We start from the raw sequence: 23,922 nt of genomic DNA on the forward strand, positions 1-23,922 counted from the left end.
CATCCCTGGGTCAGCGCGCCCACTCCGGGACGTACCGTTCCGCGCGCCCCTGCGCGATGAACTCCGACCGCCAGGCTTCGAGGCCCGGCGCTGGTTCGGCGTCCGTCCGAGCAACGCGCGGATCGGGCGCGCCGAAGTCGAGCCGGTCGTCGTAGACGAACGAGTACGAGAACGACCCCGCTGAGGTCAGGTGCAGTTCGGCACCGATCCACGTCCCCTTGTCCGGGACGGCTGCGGCCTGCCGGAGTGCACGGAACTCATCGACCATCGGGTCTGGGACCGGCACCGCGACGGCCTGGCCGCCGGACTCGACGCGACCCCGCGTGGTGTGCTCGCTCCCGCAGAACGCCACGAAGAAGTCGGCCGTCTCGAACGCAGGCCCCTGCATCAGCCACCGGTGAGCGTTCCCCGCGAGGGTCGTCTGTACTTGCTGCGCGGCGACCAAGGACCCACCCGGCGCGGGCTCGGGCGCCGCAGGCCGCTGATCCGCAGCGCCCGTCGCCGGCGCGAACAGCTCCGCAGGGATCTGCGGGCGCAGGTGTGCGACCAGGCCGATCGGCAGGTGGAGTTCCTGCGGCCCGGGGTTGACGAGCACACCGTGGTCCGGATCGGCCAACTCGATGACCCGCGCTCCGTTCAACACGACGACCTGGTTTGCCGTCGGCAGGTCCACCTGCAAGCTGTGCTGCTCCCCGGTGAAGACCACGAGTGCCGGTCCGTCGTCGAAACGCTTCGCGATCGGGAACGCCGTGTCACCGTCGATGTTCATCGGCACGAGGAGCGGGCTGCTCATGAAGTGGTTCACGAACGCACCGAGCGACGACGGGTCCACGAGTGCCTGCTCGAGCTGGGCGTCGAGCTCCGGGTTCTCCATGCCGCTCACTGCTCGAACCGCCGTGCGAGCTGCCAGTCCACCAGGTCCGTGATCGCGTCCGTCACGTCGTCCTCCGCCCCTTCAGGACCGTTCGACGAACCCAACTCCGCCGCGAGCGCAGCACACGCCGACTCGTCTTCGACGAACCGGGTGAGCAGGGCGTTCGTCGCCGTCTCGGCAACCTGCTCCAACGCACGGTCGTCCGCCTCCCGTCGCAGCAACTCCGTCGCCGGGGTCTCCGCACGCAGTGCCCGCACGATCTCCTCGGACACGGCATCGAACACCGCCGACCACCGCGCCGACGACGCCAACTCGGCGCGCAACGGCGGCCACGTCGGCGCCGCAGCGATCGCCCGCTCGACGGCAGCATGGTCCCCGGATGCTCGCTCCGCGTCCTCGCTGCCGACCAGCTCTCGCAACCACGTCGGCACGTACTGAGGCGACCGAGGGTGCCGCTGCAACTCGTCCGCCCAGGACTCGTCGAGGGGCATGGTCAAGTCCATTTCCGCCGGGTCCAGGTCCGGAACCATCTGGTCGAAGAAGACCCGGTCCTGCCAGTTGTAGGACACTTCGGCCTCCACAGGCTCCCGCATCAGGTTGATCTTCATCGAGAACCACGTCCCGCGTTCCTGGCTCGCACAGGAGTCGTGGAAGGCCCACCACTTCCGTGTGAATGCGAGCGCGGGCCAGAGCACCCCGGTCGATCCGTCTGGACGAACGAACTTGCCGACGACGGAGGCTTCAGGGCCGACGAAGGCACCCTCGAACTGCGCGGAGACCCAGTCCTCCTGGGCCAGAAGGTTCCGGGTTGCTTCCACCAGGGTGGCTTCGTCGTCCGGTGTTCCTGTGCTCACGTCACTCCTGGTCGTTGATCACGGTGTCGGGATGTTGCTGAACGGTCGGACACGGAGCGGTCCGTCTCCGACCTGCCACCTCACATCGTACAAATCGGGTCGAAGGTTCTTGCCCGCATACTCCAAGTTGACCTCGACTCTGACGGACTTCCCTGAATCGATCGCCGCCGCCCACTGGTTCTCGAGTGCCTTGTACGAGCCGAGGTTGACCTTGCTCCACTGCGCGGTGAGGTTGATGCCTTCACCGGGACCACCGAACAGGGTGGCGAAGATGTGACCGCCGTGGTCGACGTCGAGGCGGTCATCGCCACCTGCGGTCTTCTGCTGACCGCCGTGCCGGTTCCGGTCCTCGAGCTGCTTGACCACCTGGTCGAGGTGGCCCTCGGCGTGGACGACCCGCGCGTGCTCGTCGGTCTCGTAGACCCACTTGCCGCCGTCGATCTCGTAGCGCGTGTTCGGCTCGATCGCCTTGTGGTAGAGGTCGGTGTTCCAGCCACCCTTGGCACCCGAATCGAACTGCAGCACCGTCCGCTCGACCCCGTCCTTCCCGACGTGGGTCGTCGGCGACGGGTCGTGGGCGCCGGTCCCGTCCGCGGACTGCGGAGGCTGCGACTCGTCGTGCGCCGACGACGGCGCATCGTCGCGCCCGGTGACCGGAGACTCATCACGAGCGCCCGCAGGACTGTCGTGCTGCCCAGCCGTCGGAGCGTCACCGCGATCCGCCGCCGGAGCGTCGCCGTGCCCGGCGGTGGGGGCGTCACCACGTTCACCGGTCGGAGCGTCACCCCGCTCAGCCGCCGGAGCGTCACCACGACCAGCAGCCGGAGCATCATCCCGCGCGACCGACGGCGCATCGCCCCGCTCAGCCGCCGGAGCGTCACCGCGACCAGCAGCCGGAACGTCACCACGACCAGCAGCCGGAGCATCATCCCGCGCGACCGACGGCGCATCGCCCCGCTCAGCCGCCGGAACGTCACCACGACCAGCAGCCGGAACGTCACCACGACCAGCAGCCGGAGCATCATCCCGCGCGACCGACGGCGCATCGCCCCGCCCCGCGGTCGGGCTCTCGCCGCGCGGCGCCTCGACGTGCGGAGCCGGAGCGGGATCCGCATGCGTCGTCGGCACGTCGACCTTGCCGGCATCGCCCGCCAGGTCGACGCTCGTCGTCGGCAGGTCGCCCTCGCGCGCGATCTTCGCGACGTCGCCCGCGTCGACGCCCTTCCCGAGGTTCGCCAGGTCCCCGACGGTGACGCCCTTCGCCGCGTTCACGAACTCGTCAGCACCACGGGCAGCCCGCGCCGCGTCGTCCGCGAACCCACCGGCGCGCGCGACGTCACCCGCGGCGTCGGCAGCCGCAGCGGTCGCGTGGGCGCCCGCACTGGCCTCGCCGGCCCCCGGGATGAACATCGTGCCGATGTTGAACGCGCTCGCACCGAAGGTGCCGCCGGGGTCGTCGACCCACGACTGCGCCGGGTTGTAGCCGTCCCACGAGGAGGCTTCCCACCACTGCTCGGGCAGCTTCAGCCCGACGAGTCCGCCGACGGTGTCCGCCAGGGCGGTCGTGTCGTCGTGGCCCCAGTCGGACAGGAACTGCTGGGTGTCCTTCGGCAGGAAGTCACCGATCGGGGTGTTGCCGAGGGTGTTCACGACCGTGCCCACCGGGGACAGCGCCGAGGCGAGGTGGCCCAGCCCGAGCCACGAGCCCCCGTAGGTCTGTCCGGCGCGGTCCCAGGCGTCGTCGACCATGTCCTTCCGCCCGACGACCGCACCGACGATCGCCTCGGAGAACCACGGGACCCCGGTGCCGTCCCAGCCGAGGAGCAGCGAACTGAGCCCCTTCGCCATCCCGCCAAGGCCGTCGACGACGACGCCCTTGACGAGGTGCGCCGGGAAGCCCGCGGCCTTCTCACCGCAGGACTCCTTGCGGTCCCCGGTCGAGCCCCAGGGCGTGTCGATGTCCTGCTCGCCCGCCCACGGCATCGACGCCTCGGCCTCGGCCATGATCTGCTGCGGCGACTTCTGGCCGGTCCCGGGCAGCGGTGCGAGGCAGGCGGCGCCGAGGATCGCGTTCGCGCACTGCTGCTGCGCGGCGAGCCACTCCTCGGCCAGGTCGGCGCCGCGTCGGATCAGCCGGTTGTTCTCGTCGACCATGTCGGGGTCCTGGTCCCAGGACGTGATCTCGACCTTGGTCCCCGTGAGCAGGCTGACGCCCATGGTGCTGACCGCCTGGGAGGCGATCACGTAACCGTCCTCGGAGTCCTGCCACCGCGGCTGGAAGTTCTTCGCGCGGTGGACGAAGTCCTCGGCCTCGGTCTTGAGGGCGTCGAGCTTCGTCTTGATCTGCGCGAGGGTCTCGGCGTAGGTGGTGAGCGCCGTGGCCACCGAGGACAGTCCGTCCCCCAGCGTGGTGGTGGCGGTGCCGACGGGCGTCATCACGGAGTACAGGTGCTCGGCACCGTCGGACTGGTACGAGCCGGAGATCGCCTGCCAGGCGCGGACGGTGTCACCGCCGCCCGTGCTCACGGTCGAGGCGAGGGTCGCGAGCGTCGAGGCCCCGGAGGACACCGCAGCGGCGTCGATCTTCGCGCCCGGCAACGCGTCCGGGACGATGAGGCTCACTGCGCGACCCCGAGGATCGAGAGGTCACCGTTCGCCGCCGCACGGCCCGCGTTCGTCTCCATCGTGGCGGCGATGTCCTCGTCGCCGTGGACGACCGCGTTCGTCGCCGCGACGGCACCGTCGATCGCCGCCGGCACGTGGCGCGTGATCGTCGTGACGTTCCCCGACATCGCGTCGAAGAACTTCGACAGCGCGCCGTTGATCAGCTCGGACTGGGCGCCCGTCGCGACGGTCTGCACGGTGCCGTCGATCTTGCCGAGCGCGTCCATCACGGGCTGGCTCTTGGACGCGACGTCCGTCAGGACGCTCTTCACCCCTGCGGGGTCGACTCTGTACGTCATGGCTCACCTCTCACGCCGTCGGCCAGGACGGCCGAAGGACGTGGACTCGCCGTCGGCCAGGACGGCCGAAGGACGTGGACTCGCCCTCGGCCAGGACGGCCGAAGGACGTGGACTCGCCCTCGGCCAGGATGCCGAGGGATGCGGAATCGGGTCGTCAGCCGATGCTGTCGACGGCGCTCTTGGCCTTCTGGACGGTCTGCTGCGCGGTCTGGTCGGTGGACTGCAGCGAGGTGCGGAGGGTCGAGATGATGCCCCGGACCTCGGTCGCCGCGTTCTTCCAGCGGAGTTCCTTCGACTGGTACTCGTCGGACACGCCGTCGGCCTGGTAGTCGCTCATCGCGGCGCGCACGTCGGCGTCGCGCTGGTCGATCAGCGCCTCGAGCTGCGCGGCGAGCCGGTTGAAGTTGTCCTGGGCGCTCTGCGACGCGGCGACGTCGTAGTCGCGGCGGTCTGCCTGGTTCCCTGCCATGGTCGTCCCCCTCGTCTCAGTGACCGGCGCCGAAGCGCGCTGCGTCGAAGTTCACGGTGCCGGCCGCCTGCGTGGCGTCGTCCGCCATCTGCTGGTCGCCCTGGCCGAACGCGGTGTCCATCCCGCCGATGCCGCTGAGGACCGCGGCGAGTGCCGCGTTCAGCTCGTTGGCGACCTGGTCGGACTGTGCCTTGAAGCGGTCGAACGCCGCACGGCCCGCACCGTTGAACTTGCCCTGGAGGGGTTCGGCCGCGGCGAGCAGTGCCTTGACCTGCGCGCCGAGGTCCTGCGAGGCGCTCCCCGTCCTCTTGCCGAGCTGACCGAGTGTGTCGGCCCCCATCGCGAACTTCACGTCGTCTTCCCCTCGATCGGTCGTGCGTCCCTGGTTCAGCGAGCAATTGTCGTCGATCCCCACCCCCCGTGCAAGGGACACACGCTGAACCTGGACGATGGTTCAGGGCGTCCGCGGTCCGGCCGGACCGCGGACGCCCTCGGGGCCGGCCCTGCGCGCGGCCGGACTGCTAACGTCGGACGCCTGCAACCACGCGGATCCACGGGGAGGAACCGATGCCGAGCGCGCTCGTCGGCTCGTTGAGCTGTGCACGGTGTTCCCGCATCCTCGCGTCCGGTGAGCGGTTCTGCACGCGGTGCGGCGCCCCGCAGGTCGCCGCCGCAGGCGGTGCCGCGACGTCGACCGCAGCCGGTCTGCTCACGGGGGTCGTGCCCGCGAACGCGACCCGACGGCGGACAGCGGTCCTCGTCGACGTCCTGGCCACGGTCCTCCCGGCCGTCGCCGTGGCGCTGGCCGCGCCGTCCGCGGAGCCGGCCACGCGCACCGCCTGGGGCGTCGCCACGGCGGTCCTGGTGCTCGTCGCGCAGCTCGTCGCGACGGCCCGGTCGGGACGCACCGTCGGGCTCGCGGTGTGCCGAGCCCGCCGTGTCGACGTCCTCACCGCACTCCCACCGGCACCGCTCACGGCCGTCCGCGGTGCGCTCGTCCCGTGGTCGGCTCCCGCCACCATCACCGCCGACCTGCGGCGTGGGCGCGACCCGCTCACCCCGGCGCGGGTCCCGCTGGACCGTCAGGAGCTCGGATCGGCGGTCGTACCCGTCGCGACGGGGCCGGCCGAGGGGCGCCGCGCCGCTCGGACGCGACCGCCGGCGGGGACCGCGACGCACGCCGCCGGACAGCCGGACACCATCGGACAGGGTTCGGCCGGGAGCAGTCGTCGTGGCGGTCGGGACACCGCCCGCCTGCTCGACGTCCGGCTCGTCCCCGGCACCGGGGACGCGATCGTCGTCCGGGGCACCGTCCTGGTGGGTCGGCGACCCGAGTCCGACGCCCCGGACGTGACGGTGCTGGCGCTCCCGGACATCGCGCGGACCCTGTCCCGGAACCACGCGGTGCTCGAGTGGGCCGACGAGCTGCTCTGGGTGACCGACCTGCACACCACGAACGGCACGACCATCACGTCACCCGAGGGGACCGTGCAACCGCTCGTCCCCGGGCAGCGCACCGCTGCGGCCCTGGGGTGGCGGGTCGAGCTCGGTGAGCGCACCTACACCGTGACCGCCGGCACCCGGGCCGTGCCCGCGGTCCCGCGACCCGACCACGAGGAGACGACGGCACGTGCCTGACAACGACGACACGATCCTGCTCGAGTCCGTCCGGACCCACCGGGTGCGGCTGCGCGGTGCGTTCCTCATCGGTGGGCTCGACGAGCGCCGATCCGTGAACGACAACGTCCGGCGGCTCATCGGGAGCGTGGTCCTCGCGGCCGTGGTCTGCGCGGGCTGCGTGGGGACCGCCTTCGTCCTCGGCGCCATCCGCGACGGGCAGGTCGGGGGTGCGACGACGACGGTGCCGTCGAGCCCCGCGACCCCGGCGAGGGCCGCCGGAGCGGCCACGTCCCACGGGAGCGCGGCGTCCGCCGAAGCCGTTGGGGCGGCCGCAGCCACAGGGTCCGCCGCCCCCGTCGGTCCCGCCACGTCGGGAGGAGACCGGTGACCGACTTCACGCGCCTCACCGTCGTCGGTGCCACGCGCCGCGCGACGCTCGTCATCCCGAGCGACGAGACCCTCGGCTCGCTCGTCCCCCGCCTCGTGGAGCTGCTCGACGAGCGCGTCGCCCCGGTGGCGCGACCGCTGACCCTCCTGCGCGCGACCGGCGAACAGCTCGACACCACCGCGACCGCCGCCGAGCAGGGCGTGCTCGACGGCGAGGTGCTCCGGCTGCTCCGCCTCGACGAGGCACCGCCGCCGCCCGAGGTCAGTGACGTCACGGACGCCGTGAGCGACGCGCTCGGGGCGCGGGCCGGGCTCTGGGACGCCCGGGCTCGGCTCCTCGTCGGCGCCGTCGGGACCGGCGCGCTGACCCTCGCCGCCGGCACCACCGCGCTCGGCGCTCCCGGGCTCGGGGCCGTCCCGGCGGTCGCCTGGCTGGTCTGCGTGCTCGGCGGCACCGGGATCGCCCTCGCCGGCGCCCGCACGGTCGCGTGGACGCTGCTCGGCGCGGCCCTCGGTCTCGCCGTGCCCGCGGCAGCCGACCTGGAGGCGCTGCTCACCTCCTCCGGTCCGTCCGGCTCGGTGACACCCGCCCTCGCCGCGCCGGTCGCGACGCTCGTCTGGCTCGCGTTGTTCCTGGTCGCCGGGCTCGGGCGCCGCTCCGCGTCGGCCGCGCTCGGCTCCGCCGTTGGCGTCGTCGGCGCGGGTGCCGCGACGTTCCTCGCCCTGACACCGATGACCGCGGCCGAGGGCGCGGGCGTCCTCGCCACGGCAGCCGTCGTCGTGGTCGGACTGGTCCCCTGGTACGCGATGTCCCTCTCCGGGCTCACCGGCCTCGACGACCAGGTGATCGCCGGCCGCCTGGCACAGCGCAGCACGGTGCTGACCACCGTCGACCGCGCCTACCGGACGCTCACCTGGTCGACGTTCGCCGTCGCGTCGACGCTCGGGATCGCACTCGTCGGTGTGGCGGGCGGACCGGGACCCTGGGCACCGTGGCTGGGGGTGGCGCTCGTCCTCGTGACCGTCCTCCGCACCAGGGCGTTCCCCCTCGCGACCCAGGTCGGAGCGCTCTGGGCCGCGGTCCTGCCCGGCGTCGTGGTCGGCGTATCCCGGCACCTGCACGGGACCGACGGTGTCCTCGGCACCGCGGTGCTGACGGGGCTCGCGGTGGTCGTCGCCCTGCTCGTGCTCGTCACCCCGGCGCGACACCAGCGTGCATCCCTCCGACGGCTCGGCAACGTGCTCGAGACGCTCTCGGTCGTCGCGCTCGTCCCGCTCCTGCTCGGCGTGTTCGGCGTCTACGAGCAGCTCCTCGGGGCGTTCTGATGGGCGCGCTCGGTTCGCTCGTCCGCTCTGCGCCGGCGGCCGTGTTCGGAGCCACCGCAGCGCGGACCAGCGTGCTGCGGGACGCCGACCGCGCGGTCCGGGCGCCCCTGGCGCTCAGCCGACGGGTCGGCTTCGTCCAGCTCACCGGCGGTGTCGGCGCGTCCACCACGGCCGCCCTCGTCGCGAACCTCGTCGCGCACCGCCGCTCGGGACCGGTCCTCGGGGTCGACGCGGCGGCCGGCGGGCGGTCGATGCTGTGGCACGCCGGGCTGCCCGACACGGCCGCGCAGGGGACGGACCCCCGCCGCCTCGACCCGGTCAGCACCGCCGACGCCACCGCGGGGCTCGTCCGCGCCGGATCCGGGCTGTACGCGCTCGACGTCCGTCCGACGCCGGTCGACGACGAGCAGGGTGCGCCGCCGCGCCAGGCGACCGAGTCGGCGTGGGCCGATGCCGTCGCGCCCGTGACGCGCTTCTTCGACGTGGTGTGCACCGACTGGGGCGTCCGGCCGCCGGGCGTCGACCTCACCGCGGTGGCGTACGCCAGTCACGCGGTCTGCCTGGTCGCCCGGAGCGAGCGGGTGTCGCTCGAGCGCGCGGTCGCCGTGGTCGAGGCCGTGCGGTCGCTCGAGCACGCCCCGGTCGTCGTGGTCGCGGCCGTCGACCTCGGCGGTGGTGGGTCGCAGGCCGTCGACGCCGTCCGCTGGCCGCCGGGCACGGTGTTCGCGGTGCCGACGGACCGTGCGCGCCGCAGCGACGTGCCGCGGTCCAGCCGCGACCTCACCGTCGCGACCCGCACCGCCCACGTCCGCCTCGCCGCCGCGCTGCTCACACCCGGGAGGACCGCACGATGACCCGTCGCCTCGTCCACCGCCCGACGCGCGTGAGCCGACCGCTCCGCGAGGAGCCGACCGAGCACCTCGCTCCCCCGCCCGCGCTCCCGGAGGGGCCCGTCGGCGGCATCCCCATCCAGACGCTGCTGCCGGTCGTCGGCTCGCTGTCCTCGATCGTGATGATCGTGGTGCTCCGGAACGCGAACCCGGTGTTCATGGTGATCGGCGCCGTGGTCCTCGTCGTCGCACTGGTCGGCGGCGTCGGCATGGCGCTCTCGCAGCGCGGCAACCAGGCCAGGACCCGACGGTCCCAGCGTGAGCGCTACCTCGACTTCCTCGAACGGACCCGCACCGAGATGCGGGCGCGGGCGCGCGAGGTCCGGGCGAAGGCGACCGTGCTCAACCCCGAACCCGACGCCCTGGTCGAGGTGGTCCGCGACCCGGCACGGCTGTGGGAGCGCCGCCGCGGCCACGACGACTTCCTGCGGGTCCGCACCGGGCTCGGGGACGTACGGTGGTTCGACCTCGTGCTGCCCGACGACGACAACCCCGTGCAACCGTTCGACCCGATCATGCTCGACGAGGCGAGCACCGTGGTCCGGCACTACGCCACGGTCGCGGGCATGCCGGTCACGGTCGACCTCGACCGGGCCGGGCACGTCGCCGTGATCGGCGACCGCGCCCGGGTCCTCGAGGTGGCCCGCGGCATGATCGCGCAGCTCGCAGCGTTCCACTCCCCCGAGGACTTGCACCTCGCCCTCGTGCACCCGGCGGGGGTCGCCGACGACTGGCGCGGCTTCGACCTCCTGCCGCACGCGGTCGACGACGAACTGCTCGACGGCGACGTGCCCGCGCGCCGCATCGCTCCGGACGTGCCCGCCCTGCTCGGTGTCGTCGGCGGCGAGCTCGCGGACCGGGCGCAGTTCGCGGCGACCGCGAAGCGCAGCGCCGGAACGAGCGACCAGGCCGAGAACTCCCGGCTCGTCGTGTTCGTCGACGACCACGGGCACGTCGCCTCCGACCTGCCGGTACCCGACGCCGACCTCGGGCTCGCCGACCTGCAGGTCACGACCGTGCACCTGCTGTCCGACCGCCTGCACGAGCCGTCGGACGTCACGGTGCGCGTGGTCGTCGACGACGAGGTGGCGACCGTCACCGACGCCCGGCGCGAGGCCGACGGCGAGGTCGTCGAGACGCGCTTCCGCACCGACCGTGTCCCGGCGTCGACCTTCGAGACGCTCGCACGCGAACTCGCCCCGCTCCGGCTCAGCCTGACCGCGCAGGACGCCGCGGAGTCCACCGAGGGCATCGGGATCGCCGAGCTCCTCGGCATCGAGGACGTCACCGAGGTCTCGCCCGAGCAGGTCTGGCTGCCGCGGTCGCCCCGCGATTTCCTCCGCGTCCCGATCGGGCTGGACGACTTCGGCGCCCCGGTGCTGCTCGACCTCAAGGAGTCGGCGCAGCTCGGGATGGGGCCGCACGGCATCTGCATCGGGGCCACGGGCTCCGGCAAGTCGGAGATGCTCCGCACGCTCGTCCTGGGGCTGGCGCTGTCGCACTCGCCCGAGGACCTCAGCATGGTGCTCGTCGACTACAAGGGCGGTGCCGCGTTCGCCCCGTTCGCCGGGTTGCCGCACGTCGCGGGCATCATCGACAACCTCGAGGACGACGCCGGGCTCATCGAACGTGCCCGCGCGTCGATCGCCGGCGAGGTGGTCCGACGCCAGCGGGTGCTCCGCGACGCCGACAACGCGCCGTCGATCACGCACTACCGGGAGCTCCGCACCCAGCGTCCCGACCTCGCCCCGCTCCCGCACCTGCTCCTCGTGATCGACGAGTTCGGCGAACTGCTCACCGCCGAGCCCGAGTTCATCGAGCTGCTCATGACGATCGGCCGCATCGGTCGCTCGATCGGCGTGCACCTGTTGCTGTCGAGCCAGCGCATCGAGGCCGGTCGTCTCCGCGGCCTCGACACCTACCTGTCGTACCGGCTCGGGCTCCGGACGTTCTCCGAGGCCGAGAGCTCGACCATCCTCGACCGCCCGGACGCCTTCCACCTCCCCGCGATCCCGGGCTACGGCTACCTCAAGGTCGACACGTCCGTCTACCGTCGGTTCCGTGCCGGGTACGTGTCCGGCCCGGTCGAGGCGAGCGCCGCGCGGACCGAGGCGTCGACACGCCCCGAGCCGGTCCTCCTGCCCGTCTTCAACACGCTCGCCGCGGAGCAGGACCCGTCGCGGTCCGCCGCCGAGCCGGAGCTGCGCCGACCGCAGACCGGCCGCGCGCTCGTCGACGAGGCCGTCGAGCGCCTGCTCGACGCCGACCGGACGACGCGACCGATCTGGTTGCCGCCCCTGCCCGGCCGGTTGGCACTTTCCCGTGTCGTGACCGAGCGGGTCGAGGGCACCCCGGCACTGCGGATCCCGCTCGGGTTGCTCGACGACCCGTCCGACCAGGCGCAGCGTCCCTGGTCCCTCGACCTGACCCGTGCGGGCGGCCACGCGGCGGTCATCGGGGCTCCGCAGTCCGGCCGGTCGACGATGCTCCGGTCGGTCGCCGCCGCGACGGCCCTGACGACGACCCCGCAGCAGGTGAGCATCTACGGGCTCGACCTGACCGGCAGCGGCCTGGCGCGCATCGAGGGCTTCCCGCACGTCGGCGGCGTCGCGACCCGCGCCGACCCGGCCACGATGCAGCGGCTCCTCGAGGAGCTGCAGCTCATGCTCGCGACCCGCGAGCGGGTGTTCCGCGTGCACGGCGTCGACTCGCTCGACGCCCTCCGTGCCCGACACGCCGACGGTGACCTGCCGGAGCTCCCGAGCGCGGAGGTCGTCCTGCTCGTCGACGGGTACGGCGCCGTGCGGGACGAGTACGAACGGTTCGAGCCGATGATCGCGGAACTGCTGCAACGCGGCTCCGGTCTCGGCGTGCACGTCGTGGTCACACTGACCCGGTGGAACGAGCTGCGCATGGCCGTCCAACCGCTCGTCGGCACCCGTGTGGAACTCCGACTGAACGACCCCGCCGACTCGGTCGTCGAGCGCAAGCTGTCCCAGACGATCCGCCCGGACCAGCGCGGCCGGGCGATCACCGAGGAGCGTCGCTTCGTGCAGCTCGCCCTGCCGGTGATGGAGGACGTCGAGGACGACGAGGTCGCCGACGCGCTCGAGGCCCTCGCCCGCCGGGCGGCGGCGAGCTGGAGCGGGCCCGGTGCCGCGCCGATCCGCCTGCTCCCCAGCGACTACGAGCCGTCCGACCTCCCGGACCCGTTCGAGGAGCCCGACCGCGTGCCGTTCGGCCTCCGGCAGGACACCATGCAGCCGGCGTTCCTCGAGCTCGCGGACCGCGACCAGCACCTGCTCGTCTTCGGCGACTCGCGCTCCGGCAAGACCACGCTGCTGCGCGGTGTCGTCGAGGGTCTGGTCGACCGCCACGCCCCCGACGAACTCGTCGTCGCGGTGATGGACAGCCGCGGCGGCCTGACGGACGTCTGCCCGGACGACTACCTGGGCGGCCAGGCGACCAGCGCGCTCGAGGCGCGGTCCCTCGCCGCCGCCATCGCTGAGGAACTCGCGAAGCGGCAGGCCTCGAGCGACCGCAGCGCCGGTCCGCGGATCGTGGTCGTGGTCGACGACTTCGACATCCTCGCCAGCGGCGGCACGCAGCCGTTGGAGCCGCTCCTGCCGTACCTCCCGTCCGCCCGGGACCTGCGGCTGCACGTCCTCGTCGCCCGTCCGGTCGCGGGACTCCAGCGGGCGTTGTTCGACCTCACGCTCCAGGCGCTGCGCGACACCGGCGGCAGCACGTTCCTCATGTCCGGCGAACGGAGCGAGGGGCAGATCGCGCCCCAGGTGTACGCCGAGCCGATGACCCCGGGCCGCGGACGCATGCTCCGCCGCGGTGAACGCGCGTTCATCGCCCAGGTCGCGCACTTCGGTGCCCCCGACCGGACCGGGGGCGAGGCATGACGACCGCGCCCGTCCCGGTCCGCATCGTCGTCGCCGGCACGGCCGGCGGCGTCGGCACGACCACCGTCGCCGCCCTGCTGTTCGAGGCGCTCCGGCGGGCGTCGACCGTCGGAGCACCGGTGCTGTACGACCACTCCGGCGGTGACCTCGGCCTCCGCCTGCCCAACGGCGACGACGTCTCGGCCGTGGACGACACCGTCGCGGTGCACGACGCCGGCCCGCACGCGATGCGGGGCGGGCTCGACGCGCTCACGTCCCCGTCGGACCTGCTCGTGGTCGTCGCGCCGGCGAACGCCGTGGGTCTCGCCGATGCCGACCTCCTGGTCGAGGCCGCGGCGCGACGGTCGGGCCTGACCGCGGCGACACGGATCGTCGTCGTCGTCAGCGCCGCGACCGGTGATGCCCTCCGCGGGAGCGCGGTCGAGGCGTTCCGCGCGCGGCACCACCACGCCGCGGTGCTGCGACTGCCGGCCGACCCGGCGCTCGCGGTCGGCGGCCGCATCCCGTCCTCACGCCTGACGGCGAGCACCCGACGGGCCCTCGCCGAGTTCGACCGCCGCACGGTCGGGTTGCTCGCGACGCAACGCCGGGGCGGTCCCGCGGGTACCGTCTGAACCGCCGTCACGAGCAGGAGGAGCCCCACGTGGACACCCGTGCCGTCCGGACGTTCCGGGCCTTCGTCGTCACCGCCGCCGTGGTGGCCCTCGTGCTCGGGGTCGTCGCGATCACCTGGCCGCGGCCCACCCTCGTGGTCGTCGCGCTGCTCTTCGGCGTGTACCTCGTCGTGGCCGGAGCGATGCGCGTCTTCGCGGCCGCACGCGGGCACGGGACGGCACCGGTCTGGCGGTGGACGACGGGCGTCGTCGGCGGGGTCGTCGGACTGGCGGGCCTCGTGACGCTCCTCGACCCGTTCGTGCCGCTCGTCGCCTACGCCGTCCTCGCGGGGATCGCGTTCCTCGTCGAGGGCGTGGCGTCGCTCGTCGGCGCGGTGGTGGGGCACCCCGGCTCGTCGCGGCTGCCGACCACCGTGAGCGGGGTCCTGTCCCTGCTGTGCGGCGTCGCGGTGCTCGCGGCACCGGGTGTCGCGCTCAGCGTGTTCGTCGTCGTGGCCGGGACCGCCCTCGTGGTCGTGGGCGCCGCGACGCTGCTCCTGCTGCCACCGCGGGCCGCGGCCCGCCGCTGACGACGGCGGACCGGCCGCCCGGCACGCACCGCGTGGACGGGAGGCACGGCACCAGCCCGCCACGCGCCTCCCGACCGCCGCCCCGTCACCGACGGGAGGCGCGACACCAGTCCGCCACGCGCCTCCCGACCGCCGGTCCGGAGCCTCGGGCACCCCGCGCCGGTCACGCCGCGCAGGTCAGGCCGCGCCGGTCCCGAACAGCAGCCCGAGCAGGTACGTCACGACCGCCGCACCGAAGCCGATCCCGAGCTGCCGCAGCGCCCGGCGGAGCGGCGACGCGCCACTGAGCACCCCGACCACGGCGCCCGTGCCGAGCAACGCGATCCCGACCAGCACCGCGGCGACCGCGATCGCGGGCCACCCCTCGAGGCCGAACAGGTACGGCAGCACCGGGATCACCGCGCCCGAGGCGAAGAAGCAGAAGCTCGACAGCGCCGCGCTCGTCCCGGTCCCGACCGCCTCGTGGTCCTCGGACGTCCGCACCGGACCGGTCGACGCTCCGCCGGTGAGCCCAGCGAGCACGTCCGCCGCGTGCGCCTCCGCCTGCTCCTCCGGCATCCCGCGCGCCCGGTACACGAGGGCGAGCTCGTTCGCGTCGACGTCGAGGTGCGCGACCGCGTCGCCGGCATCGGGGTGCGGTGCGGAGGCGTCGAGCAGTTCCCGCTGCGACCGCACCGAGACGTACTCCCCCGCACCCATCGACAGCGCGCCCGCGAGCAGACCGGCGATGCCGCTGAGCAGCACGAAGTGGCGGTCCGCCCCGGAGGCGCTGATCCCGATGATGAGCGCCAGGTTCGACACGAGGCCGTCGTTGGCGCCGAACACCGCCGCGCGGAACGTGCCGGACAGTCGCATCCGCCCGCGGTTCGCGAGGCCGCGGACGACCTCGCCGTGGATGCGCTCGTCGGCGGCCATCCGGGCGGTGGCGTCGTCGTCGTCGGCGTAGGGCGAGCGGTCCTCGGTGTTCTGCATGAGCGCGAGCACGAACACCGACCCGAACCGCTTCGCCAGGGCGGCAAGTACGCGGGTGCGCAGGCTCCCGCGCAGCGGCCGACCGGCCTCGGCGCCGAGCAGGTCGACCCAGTGCTGCTCGTGCCGCCCCTCGGTCTCGGCCAGGGCGGCGAGGATCTCGCGCTCCTCGCCGTCGCGCCGCGCGGCGAGGTTCCGGTACACGGCCGCCTCCGCCCGCTCGTCGGCGAGGTAGCGGCGCCACCGGCGCACGTCGGCTGCGGTGGGTGCAGAGCGGGTGTCGTCCTGGAGGCTCACACCGGCCATCCTGCCCGCTCGCGGCGGCGTCGGGTCACCACCGGTGCCGTGGGACGCGACGGTCCCCGTCGCGAAAGCGACAGGTCACGGTCGCCGTGCTCGGTCCCTGTCGCGAGAGCGACAGGTCACGGTCGCCGTGCTCGGTCCCTGTCGCGAAAGCGACAGGTCACGGTCGCCGTGCTCGGTCCCTGTCGCGAAAGCGACAGTTCGCCGGGAACCATCGGTGGCGAACTGTCGCTTTCGCGGGAGACAAGGCCATGCCGAGGCGGCGAACTGTCGCTTTCGCGGGAGCCGGACGGAACAGGGACGGACGGCGGCGGGCTCGACGGGGACGCGGAAGGGCGCGGACCGGAGGCGACGTGCGCGTGCTGCGCCGTGCCTCCCGTCCGCGCCCCGTGGCGTGGTGACCGGGCGTCAGCTCCGGACGTAGGCCGGAGCGGCCTCGGCGTGCGCATCGCCGACGCGGTGCACGCGGAGGTCGTTCGTCGAGCCCTCGAGTCCGGGAGGCGACCCGGCGGTGACGATGACGCGGTCGCCGGGGGCGGCCAGGCCGTTCGCGAGCAGCACGTCGTCGACCTGCGAGAACAGCTCGTCGGTGTGCGTCTTCCGGTCGACCAGGAACGAGCGGACACCCCACGTGAGCGCCATCCGCCGGCGGGTGGCCTCGTTCGGCGTGAAGGCGATGATCGGCAGGCCGTGGCGCAGTCGCGACATGCGGCGTGCGGAGTCGCCCGACTCGGTGAACACGCAGAGGTACGACGCCTCGGTGAACTCGGCGATCTCGACCGCGGCGAGCGTGATCGCGCCGCCGAGGGTGCGCGGCTTGGTGCCGAGCGGCGCGATGCGCTCGAGGCCGTGGTCCTCGGTCGACTCGACGATGCGGGCCATGGTGCGGACGGTCTGCACCGGGTACTCGCCGACGCTGGTCTCGCCGGAGAGCATGACCGCGTCCGCGCCGTCGAGCACCGCGTTCGCGACGTCGGACGTCTCGGCGCGGGTCGGGATCGGCGAGGAGATCATCGACTCGAGCATCTGCGTCGCGACGATGACCGGCTTCGCCATGCGGCGGGAGAGCTCGACCGCGCGCTTCTGCACGATCGGGACGGCCTCGAGCGGCAGCTCCACACCGAGGTCACCGCGGGCGACCATGATGCTGTCGAACGCGTCGATGATCTCCTCGAGCGCGTCGACGGCCTGCGGCTTCTCGACCTTGGCGATGACGGGGAGGCGCTTGCCCTCCTCGTCCATGATCTCGTGCGCGCGGTCGACGTCGGCGGCGTTGCGCACGAACGACAGCGCGATGAGGTCGGCCCCCTGGCGGATCGCCCAGCGCAGGTCGGCCTCGTCCTTCTCGCTCAGCGCGGGGACGTTGACGGCGACGCCGGGCAGGTTGATGCCCTTGTTGTTCGAGACCGTACCGGGGACGACGACCTCGGTGCGCACGCGGACGCCGTCGGTGTCGAGCACGCGGAGGCGCACCCGACCGTCGTCGATGAGGAGCGGGTCGCCGGGCTTGACGTCCTGGGGCAGCCCCTTGAACGTCGTGCCGCAGATCTCCTTCGACCCGGGGACGTCCTCGGTCGTGATCGTGAAGACGTCACCGACCGCGAGTTCGTGCGGGCCGTCGGCGAACTTCGCGAGGCGGATCTTCGGGCCCTGCAGGTCGACGAGGATCGCGACCGGCTTGCCGAGCTCCTCGGCGGCGCGGCGCACGTTCGCGTAGTTGGCCTCGTGCACGCTGTAGTCACCGTGGCTGAGGTTGAGTCGGGCGACGTCGACGCCCGCTTCGATGATCTCCTTGACGGTCTCGTACTCCGACGTGGCGGGTCCGAGCGTCGAAACGATCTTTGCGCGTCTCAATGGATTCCTTCGTGTGGTTGATGGTGCTGGTTTCCGCGCTGTGGGGCCGCGCGGAACGCGAGCAGGCCACCTGCACCCTATCGAGTGCCGGTGGCCTGCTGGTCACTGACGGTCGTGCGTCGTCGAGGTGTCCACGGCGTCAGATGCTGATCGCACGGTCGGTCGCCTTGACCGGCGCCGGGAGGATGGTCGAGCCCTCGAGGTACTCGTCCACCTTGGCCGCGGCGGCCCGGCCCTCGGCGATCGCCCAGACGATGAGCGACTGACCACGACCGGCGTCGCCGGCGACGAACACACCCGGCTCGTTCGTGGAGTAGTCGGCCTGCCGGGCGACGGCACCGGCGGCGGTCACCGGGAGACCGAGCTGCGGCTCGAGCGTCTCGGTGTCCGGGCCGGTGAAGCCCATCGCGATGAGCACGAGGTCCGCGGGGATCTCGCGCTCGGTGCCCGACTTCGGCACACGCCGGCCGTCGACGTACGCGGTCTCGGCCACGCGGAGTGCCCGGACCTCGCCGGCGGCGTTGCCGAGGAACTCGACCGTGGACGCGAGGTAGTGACGTTCGCCGCCCTCTTCGTGCGCACTCGAGACCTCGAACACCGTCGGGAACATCGGCCACGGCTGGTCGTCGGGACGCTCGAGCGGCGGCTGCTTGCCGATCGCCAGGTTCGTCACGCTGAGCGCGCCCTGGCGGTGGGCCGTACCGATGCAGTCGGCGCCGGTGTCGCCACCGCCGATGACGACGACGTGCTTGCCCTCGGCGGTCACCTGGTTGTCGACCGTCGTGCCCGCGTTCGTCTTGTTCTGCTGGACGAGGTAGTCCATCGCGAAGTGCACGCCGGCCAGGTCGCGGCCCGGGATCGGCAGCTCGCGCGGGACCGTGGCGCCGGTGGCGACGACGATCGCGTCGTAGCGGGACTTCAGGTCGTCCCAGGTGATGTCGACACCGATCTCGACGCCCGCGCGGAAGCGGGTGCCCTCGGCCTGCATCTGGGCGAGGCGCGCGTCGATCTGGCGCTTCTCCATCTTGAAGTCCGGGATGCCGTAGCGGAGCAGCCCGCCGATCCGGTCGTCGCGCTCGTAGACCGCGACGGTGTGCCCGGCGCGGGTGAGCTGCTGCGCGGCGGCGAGCCCGGCGGGACCGGACCCGACGACGGCCACGGTCTTCCCGGTCAGGCGCTCGGGCGGGTGCGGCGTCACCCAGCCGTTCTTGAACGCGTCGTCGATGATCGACGCCTCGACCTGCTTGATCGTCACGGGGGGCTGGTTGATGCCGAGCACGCACGACGCCTCGCACGGAGCCGGGCACAGCTTGCCGGTGAACTCCGGGAAGTTGTTCGTCGCGTGCAGGCGTTCGATCGCCTGGCGGCCCTCGCCGCGCCACGTCAGGTCGTTCCACTCCGGGATGAGGTTGCCGAGCGGGCAGCCCTGGTGGCAGAACGGCACGCCGCAGTCCATGCACCGGCCGGCCTGGCGCTTCAGGGCACCGGACTCCTGCTGCTCGTAGACCTCCTTCCAGTCCATGAGCCGCACGGGGACGGGTCGGCGGGGCGGGAGCTCGCGCTCCTGCACCTTCAAGAAGCCCTTGGGGTCAGCCACGGGTCACCTCCAGGATGCGGTTCCAGACGACGTCGCCGTCCGGGTCGAGGCCCTCGTCGACGGCCTGCTGACGGGTCGCGAGCACGGCCGCGTAGTCCCGCGGCAGCACCTTCGTGAAGCCGCTCAGGTCGCCCGAGTCGAGCAGGTCGGCCGCGACGGTCGACCCGGTCTCGGCGTGGTGCCGACGGAGCAGGTCGGTGACGATCTCGACGTCGGCGCTGTCGAGCTCCTCGAGCCGCAGCTCACCGCTCGCCAGCGCGTCGGTGTTCACGTGCTCACGCCGGAGGTCCCGCACGTACGCGGTGCCGCCGGACATGCCCGCGCCGAGGTTCCGGCCGGTCTCGCCGAGGATGAGCGCCAGGCCCCCGGTCATGTACTCGAGCGCGTGGTCGCCCACGCCCTCGACGACCGCGGTCGCACCGGAGTTCCGGACCAGGAAGCGTTCACCGACGATGCCGCGGATGAACATGCTGCCCTGGGTCGCGCCGTAGCCGATGACGTTGCCGGCGATGACGTTCTCGGACGCCTCGAACGCCGACTCGGAGTCGGGGCGCACCGTGATCGACCCGCCGGACAGGCCCTTGCCGACGTAGTCGTTGCTGTCCCCGACCAGGCGCAGGGTGATCCCGGCCGGCAGGAACGCGCCGAGCGACTGCCCGGCCGAACCACGCAGCGTGATGTCGATCGACCCGGCCGGGAGCCCGTGCTCGCCGTGGCGGAGCGTGACCTCGTGGCCGAGCATGGTGCCGACCGCGCGCTCGGTGTTCCGGATCGGGAGGTCGAGCGCGACCGACCCGCCGTGCTCGAGGACGTCGGCGGTCTGCTGCACGAGCTGGACGTCGAAGTGCTCGTCGAGCTCGTGGTCCTGGTCGCGCAGGTGGCGGCGCGGCTCGTGGCGGCCGAACTCGGGCCCGTGCAGGACCGGTGCCAGGTCGAGGCCGGATGCCTTCCAGTGCTCGACAGCGCGGTCGGTGTCGAGCGCGTCGACCTGGCCGATCGCCTCGTCGAGGGTGCGGAACCCGAGCTCGGCCAGGATCTCCCGGACCTCCTGCGCGACGAACTCGAAGAAGTTCACGACGTGGTCGGCCTGGCCGGTGAAGCGCTTGCGGAGCTCCGGGTTCTGCGTCGCGACGCCGACCGGACACGTGTCGAGGTGGCAGACCCGCATGAGGATGCAGCCCTCGACGACGAGCGGCGCGGTGGCGAAGCCGTACTCCTCGGCCCCGAGCAGCGCGGCGACGACGACGTCCCGGCCGGTCTTCATCTGCCCGTCCACCTGCACGACGACGCGGTCGCGCATGCCGTTGAGCATGAGCGTCTGCTGCGTCTCGGCGAGGCCGATCTCCCACGGGGTGCCCGCGTGCTTCAACGAGTTCAGCGGCGACGCACCGGTCCCGCCGTCGTGGCCGGACACGAGCACGACGTCGGCCAGCGCCTTCGTCACCCCCGCGGCGACCGCGCCGATCCCGGACTGGCTCACGAGCTTGACGTGGACGCGCGCCGACGGGTTCGCCCGCTTGACGTCGAAGATCAGCTGCTTGAGGTCCTCGATCGAGTAGATGTCGTGGTGCGGCGGCGGCGAGATCAGCCCGACGCCCGCGGTCGCGTGCCGGGTGCGGGCGACCCACGGGTACACCTTCGTCGGCGGGAGCTGGCCGCCCTCGCCCGGCTTCGCGCCCTGCGCCATCTTCAGCTGGATGTCGGTGGCGTGCGTCAGGTACATGCTCGTGACGCCGAACCGTCCGGAGGCGACCTGCTTGATCGCGCTGCGGCGCTCGGGGTCGAGCAGCCGCTCGACGTCCTCGCCGCCCTCACCCGTGTTCGACCGGCCGCCGAGGCGGTTCATCGCGATCGCGAGGGTCTCGTGGGCCTCCTTCGAGATGGACCCGTAGGACATCGCACCGGTGTTGAACCGCTTGACGATGGACTCGATCGGCTCGACGTCCTCGAGCGCGATCGGCTCGCGGACGCCGTGCCGGAAGCGGAACAGCCCGCGGAGGGTCATGAGCTCCTCGGACTGGTCGTCGACCGCCTTGGAGTACTCGCGGAAGACGTCGTACCGGCGGGCACGCGTGGCGTGCTGGAGCCGGAAGACGGTGTCCGGGTTGAACAGGTGCGGCGGCCCTTCGCGGCGCCACTGGTACTCGCCGCCGGTCTGCAGCCGCTCGTGGGAGAGCACCGCGCCGTCCTGCGGGTACGCCTGGGCGTGCCGCTCGGCGTTCTCCTTCGCGATGACCTCGATGCCGACACCGCCGAGGATCGACGACGTGCCGGTGAAGTACCGGTCGACGAACTCCTGGCTGAGCCCGACGGCCTCGAACGCCTGCGCACCGGCGTAGCTCGACACCGTCGAGATGCCCATCTTCGACATGATCTTCAGGACGCCCTTGCCGAGCGCCTTGATGACGTTCTTGACGGCCTGCTCCGGGGTGATGCCGGTGATCATGCCCGAGCGCACGAGGTTCTCGCACGTCTCCATCGCGAGGTACGGGTTGATCGCCGAGGCGCCGTACCCGATCAGGGTCGCGACGTGGTGGACCTCGCGCACATCGCCGGCCTCGACGATGAGCCCGACCTTCATGCGCTGCTCGGTGCGGATGAGGTGGTGGTGCACCGCGGCGAGCAGCAGCAGGCTCGGGACGGGTGCCTGCTCGGCGTTGCCGTCGCGGTCGGACAGCACGATGAACTGCTTGCCCGACTCGATCGCGGCGTCGACCTCGTCGCACACCGCGGCGATGCGCTTCTGCATCGCCTTCTTGCCCGCGTCGACGCGGTACAGACCCCGGATCGTCACGGTCAGGTCGCGGCCGGACGCGGTCTCGAAGTGCTGGATCTTCGCGAGCTCGTCGTTGTCGATGACCGGGAAGTCGAGGACGATCTGCTTCGCGTGCTCGGGTCCGGCGTCCAGGAGGTTGCGCTCCGGCCCGAGGCCCATGCCCATCGAGGTGACGACCTGCTCGCGGATCGAGTCGAGCGGCGGGTTCGTCACCTGCGCGAACTGCTGCGTGAAGTAGTCGAACAGCAGGCGCGGGCGGGTGGAGAGCACCGCGATCGGGGTGTCCGAACCCATCGCACCGAGCGGCTCGGCACCGGTCTGCGCCATCGGGCGGAGCAGGATCCGGACCTCTTCCTCGGTGTAGCCGAAGGCACGCTGCCGCCGCGTCACCGAGGCCGGGGTGTGCACGATGTGCTCGCGGTCGGGCAGGTCGGACAGGTTGATCCGGCCCTCGTCGAGCCACTGCGCCCAGGGACCGGAGGCCGCGAGGCCGCGCTTGACCTCGTCGTCCTCGATGATGCGGCCTGCCTCGGTGTCCACGACGAACATCCGACCCGGCCGCAGCCGGCCCTTGCGCACGACCTTGCCCGGCGGCACGTCGATGACGCCCGTCTCGGAGCCCATCACGATGAGCCCGTCGTCGGTGACGAGGAAGCGCCCGGGACGGAGGCCGTTGCGGTCGAGCGTCGCGCCGACGATCGACCCGTCGGTGAACGTGATCGCGGCCGGGCCGTCCCACGGCTCCATGAGCATCGAGTGGTACTCGTAGAACGCCCGGAGGTCCGGGTCCATCCCGACCTGGTTCTCCCACGCCTCGGGCACCATCATCGACACCGCGTGCGGCAGCGAGCGGCCGGACAGCGTGAGCAGCTCGAGGGTCTCGTCGAACGAGGCGGAGTCACTCGCGCCGGGGCTGACGACGGGCAGCAGCGGTGCGACGTCGCCGAGCAGTTCGCTCTCGAGCTGCGACTGCCGCGCGCGCATCCAGTTGCGGTTGCCGCGGACGGTGTTGATCTCGCCGTTGTGCGCGAGGGTGCGGAACGGCTGCGCGAGCGGCCACGACGGGAAGGTGTTCGTCGAGTACCGCGAGTGCACGATCGCGAGCTTCGAGGCGAAGCGCTCGTCGCTCAGGTCGGGGTAGAACGGCTCGAGCTGGAGCGTCGTGACCATGCCCTTGTAGACCATGGTCCGGCTCGACAGCGACGGGAAGAACACCTCGGTGTCGCGCTCGGCGCGCTTGCGGAGCCGGAAGGCCTGGCGGTCGAGGGCGATGCCGCTCCAGGCGGCCCCGTGCGCGTCGTGCCGCATCGACGCGACGAAGAGCTGCTCGAAGGCGGGCATCGCGGCGCGCGCCAGGGTGCCGAGCACCTCCGGACGAACCGGGACCGGACGCCAACCGAGGACCTTGAGGCCCTCCTCGCGTGCCATCCGTTCGACGGCGCCCTGCACCGCGTGCCGGGCGTCGTCGTCGACGGGCAGGTAGGCGGTGCCGACGGCGTACTCCCCCGCGGCGGGCAGCGCGAAGTCGACCTCGTCGCGCAGGAAGGCGTCCGGCACCTGGCACAGGATGCCGGCGCCGTCGCCGGTGCCCGCGTCGGACCCGACCGCACCGCGGTGCTCGAGGTTGCGCAGGGCGCCGAGGGCGGCGTCGACGATGTCGTGTCCGGCCGTGCCGCGGAGCGTCGCGACCATCGCGAGCCCGCAGGCGTCCTTCTCGTTCGCCGGGTCGTACGCGCCGACGGCGTCGGGCACGGCCGAGAAGCGTCGGTGCGGCGGCAGGAGCGCGCCGGTCGACCGGGGGGCAGTGTGTGGCTGGAGCGCCATGGGGAACCGTCCTCACGAGGAAGTGGAACAGGGACGTCGGTGGCCCGGTGGTGCGTTCCGCCCGAGCGGGCGGGACAGGTGCCCGTGCGCGACGCTGTCGGTGTGGTCGGTGGCGACGCGC

At 72.6% G+C, this 23,922-nt stretch carries 17 protein-coding genes; 7 read left to right on the forward strand and 10 right to left on the reverse strand.

The genetic code is table 11. The features are described from left to right. Positions 1 to 10: 10 nt before the first annotated feature. The 6 genes from QOL15_RS09010 to QOL15_RS09035 form a co-directional block, all read right to left on the reverse strand. Positions 11 to 874: an SseB family protein gene (locus QOL15_RS09010; RefSeq protein ID WP_071249280.1), complete on the reverse strand. Its 864-nt coding sequence runs from the start codon at positions 872 to 874 to the stop codon at positions 11 to 13. 5 nt (positions 875 to 879) lie between these two features. Continuing rightward, positions 880 to 1,482 (reverse strand): hypothetical protein, encoded by a 603-nt coding sequence (locus QOL15_RS09015; RefSeq protein ID WP_139266458.1) that lies wholly within the window; start codon positions 1,480 to 1,482, stop codon positions 880 to 882. Positions 1,483 to 1,746: 264 nt separating this feature from the next. Continuing rightward, entirely contained in the window at positions 1,747 to 4,350 is a 2,604-nt protein-coding gene (locus QOL15_RS09020; protein ID WP_305404243.1) for a DNA/RNA non-specific endonuclease, read from the reverse strand. After that, on the reverse strand, positions 4,347 to 4,691 hold the full coding sequence (locus QOL15_RS09025; protein WP_139197247.1) for a DUF6507 family protein: 345 nt from the start codon (positions 4,689 to 4,691) through the stop codon (positions 4,347 to 4,349). The genes QOL15_RS09020 and QOL15_RS09025 overlap by 4 nt, the downstream gene beginning before the upstream one ends. A 155-nt stretch (positions 4,692 to 4,846) precedes the next feature. Beyond that, a complete protein-coding gene (locus QOL15_RS09030) occupies positions 4,847 to 5,161 on the reverse strand; it encodes a pore-forming ESAT-6 family protein (RefSeq protein WP_065959111.1) in 315 nt (104 codons plus the stop codon). Between the two features lie 16 nt (positions 5,162 to 5,177). Continuing rightward, positions 5,178 to 5,513: a hypothetical protein gene (locus tag QOL15_RS09035; protein WP_058742546.1), complete on the reverse strand. Its 336-nt coding sequence runs from the start codon at positions 5,511 to 5,513 to the stop codon at positions 5,178 to 5,180. A 215-nt stretch (positions 5,514 to 5,728) separates the two neighbouring features. Between QOL15_RS09035 and QOL15_RS09040 the strand changes: the two genes are divergently transcribed. From QOL15_RS09040 to QOL15_RS09070, 7 genes are read left to right on the forward strand one after another with little or no spacing between them, the layout of a single operon-like run. After that, on the forward strand, positions 5,729 to 6,799 hold the full coding sequence (locus QOL15_RS09040) for an FHA domain-containing protein (protein ID WP_071245396.1): 1,071 nt from the start codon (positions 5,729 to 5,731) through the stop codon (positions 6,797 to 6,799). Continuing rightward, a complete protein-coding gene (locus QOL15_RS09045; protein ID WP_071245397.1) occupies positions 6,792 to 7,169 on the forward strand; it encodes a hypothetical protein in 378 nt (125 codons plus the stop codon). The genes QOL15_RS09040 and QOL15_RS09045 overlap by 8 nt, the downstream gene beginning before the upstream one ends. Continuing rightward, positions 7,166 to 8,494: an EsaB/YukD family protein gene (locus tag QOL15_RS09050; protein WP_065959115.1), complete on the forward strand. Its 1,329-nt coding sequence runs from the start codon at positions 7,166 to 7,168 to the stop codon at positions 8,492 to 8,494. Before QOL15_RS09045 ends, QOL15_RS09050 begins: the two co-directional genes overlap by 4 nt. Beyond that, entirely contained in the window at positions 8,494 to 9,348 is an 855-nt protein-coding gene (locus QOL15_RS09055; protein ID WP_065959117.1) for a hypothetical protein, read from the forward strand. The genes QOL15_RS09050 and QOL15_RS09055 overlap by 1 nt, the downstream gene beginning before the upstream one ends. Further along, positions 9,345 to 13,295 (forward strand): type VII secretion protein EccCa, encoded by a 3,951-nt coding sequence (gene eccCa / locus QOL15_RS09060; protein WP_071245398.1) that lies wholly within the window; start codon positions 9,345 to 9,347, stop codon positions 13,293 to 13,295. The genes QOL15_RS09055 and eccCa overlap by 4 nt, the downstream gene beginning before the upstream one ends. Further along, positions 13,292 to 13,909: a hypothetical protein gene (locus tag QOL15_RS09065; RefSeq protein ID WP_071245400.1), complete on the forward strand. Its 618-nt coding sequence runs from the start codon at positions 13,292 to 13,294 to the stop codon at positions 13,907 to 13,909. The genes eccCa and QOL15_RS09065 overlap by 4 nt, the downstream gene beginning before the upstream one ends. A 29-nt stretch (positions 13,910 to 13,938) precedes the next feature. Then, a complete protein-coding gene (locus tag QOL15_RS09070; RefSeq protein ID WP_139197249.1) occupies positions 13,939 to 14,478 on the forward strand; it encodes an HdeD family acid-resistance protein in 540 nt (179 codons plus the stop codon). A gap of 177 nt (positions 14,479 to 14,655) precedes the next feature. Here QOL15_RS09070 and QOL15_RS09075 read toward each other — a convergent pair whose 3' ends face one another. From QOL15_RS09075 to gltB, 4 genes are all read right to left on the reverse strand, one after another. Then, on the reverse strand, positions 14,656 to 15,753 hold the full coding sequence (locus tag QOL15_RS09075) for a VIT1/CCC1 transporter family protein (RefSeq protein ID WP_071245404.1): 1,098 nt from the start codon (positions 15,751 to 15,753) through the stop codon (positions 14,656 to 14,658). A 405-nt stretch (positions 15,754 to 16,158) separates the two neighbouring features. Continuing rightward, positions 16,159 to 17,604 carry a pyruvate kinase gene (pyk, locus tag QOL15_RS09080; protein ID WP_065959125.1) on the reverse strand — a complete coding sequence of 482 codons (1,446 nt, stop codon included), beginning with the start codon at positions 17,602 to 17,604 and terminating at the stop codon, positions 16,159 to 16,161. Between the two features lie 139 nt (positions 17,605 to 17,743). After that, the gene (locus QOL15_RS09085; RefSeq protein WP_071245406.1) at positions 17,744 to 19,201 is read right to left on the reverse strand and encodes a glutamate synthase subunit beta; all 1,458 of its coding nucleotides are present in this window, start codon (positions 19,199 to 19,201) and stop codon (positions 17,744 to 17,746) included. After that, positions 19,194 to 23,801 (reverse strand): glutamate synthase large subunit, encoded by a 4,608-nt coding sequence (gene gltB / locus QOL15_RS09090; protein ID WP_139197251.1) that lies wholly within the window; start codon positions 23,799 to 23,801, stop codon positions 19,194 to 19,196. Before gltB ends, QOL15_RS09085 begins: the two co-directional genes overlap by 8 nt. Positions 23,802 to 23,922 lie beyond the last annotated feature (121 nt).

It is taken from the genome of Curtobacterium sp. MCBA15_012 (assembly GCF_001864935.2).
Taxonomy (GTDB): Bacteria; Actinomycetota; Actinomycetes; order Actinomycetales; family Microbacteriaceae; genus Curtobacterium.

What these genes read in the sequence shown, in the direction of transcription:
- eccCa (WP_071245398.1), top strand. Translation starts at nt 9,345, where the DNA reads ATGACCCGTCGCCTCGTCCACCGCCCGACGCGCGTGAGCCGACCGCTC.
- QOL15_RS09010 (WP_071249280.1), bottom strand. Translation starts at nt 874, where the DNA reads ATGGAGAACCCGGAGCTCGACGCCCAGCTCGAGCAGGCACTCGTGGAC.
- QOL15_RS09030 (WP_065959111.1), bottom strand. Translation starts at nt 5,161, where the DNA reads ATGGCAGGGAACCAGGCAGACCGCCGCGACTACGACGTCGCCGCGTCG.
- QOL15_RS09075 (WP_071245404.1), bottom strand. Translation starts at nt 15,753, where the DNA reads ATGGCCGGTGTGAGCCTCCAGGACGACACCCGCTCTGCACCCACCGCA.
- QOL15_RS09025 (WP_139197247.1), bottom strand. Translation starts at nt 4,691, where the DNA reads ATGACGTACAGAGTCGACCCCGCAGGGGTGAAGAGCGTCCTGACGGAC.
- QOL15_RS09065 (WP_071245400.1), top strand. Translation starts at nt 13,292, where the DNA reads ATGACGACCGCGCCCGTCCCGGTCCGCATCGTCGTCGCCGGCACGGCC.
- QOL15_RS09055 (WP_065959117.1), top strand. Translation starts at nt 8,494, where the DNA reads ATGGGCGCGCTCGGTTCGCTCGTCCGCTCTGCGCCGGCGGCCGTGTTC.
- gltB (WP_139197251.1), bottom strand. Translation starts at nt 23,801, where the DNA reads ATGGCGCTCCAGCCACACACTGCCCCCCGGTCGACCGGCGCGCTCCTG.
- QOL15_RS09040 (WP_071245396.1), top strand. Translation starts at nt 5,729, where the DNA reads ATGCCGAGCGCGCTCGTCGGCTCGTTGAGCTGTGCACGGTGTTCCCGC.
- QOL15_RS09015 (WP_139266458.1), bottom strand. Translation starts at nt 1,482, where the DNA reads ATGAAGATCAACCTGATGCGGGAGCCTGTGGAGGCCGAAGTGTCCTAC.